The 513-nt window shown below is 42.3% G+C and carries 1 protein-coding gene; it reads right to left on the bottom strand.

What is annotated here, in order from left to right; translation table 11 throughout:
* Window positions 1-513, bottom strand: a 513-nt coding sequence (locus HC175_RS17430) for a DUF3822 family protein (RefSeq protein ID WP_168139567.1), incomplete at both ends; no start/stop codon positions are given.

Below are 513 nucleotides of genomic sequence, written 5' to 3'. Positions count from 1 at the left end.
GCCCTTTTTGGAAGACCAGCAGGTCATATCCTCCCGGAAAACAATTGAGATATACACGGGTGCCTTCGGTCTGGAACCGGTTCTGTATCAGGAATTCCTCTGCCAGTACACTTACCGTGTGTCTATATTCAAATTCTCCATACCTGTCAAAAAAGAAATTATTGATGTTGGTGTACGGGATATAAACATTCACCATTTTTCCTTCCGCCAGTTCATCCTGCGCCACGTAATCTGTCTCAAGGATCCTGGTGTTGTATTTAAGGTATTCTGAAGCGTGTTCGTCTTTAAAATAAGCTTTTTGTACCAGGCTGTAAACTTCATTGGAAAACAGGACCATAACTTCTGCCTGTTGTTCCTTTAAAAAGGCTTCTTCGTCATAGATCTTTTCGATCTGCTGAAGCACCTGCTGCGGATTAAGCTTCCGCGGGAAGAGCAGATCTTTAAAAAATACAATCCTCTTTTCTTCCTGAGATAAAGCACAAAAAGAAAGTCCATTCAGGCGAACCTGAATGG

Source organism: Salinimicrobium oceani (assembly GCF_012037645.1).
The sequence above is the reverse complement of the archived record's forward strand: the minus strand, read 5'-3'. Positions and strand labels throughout refer to the sequence as shown.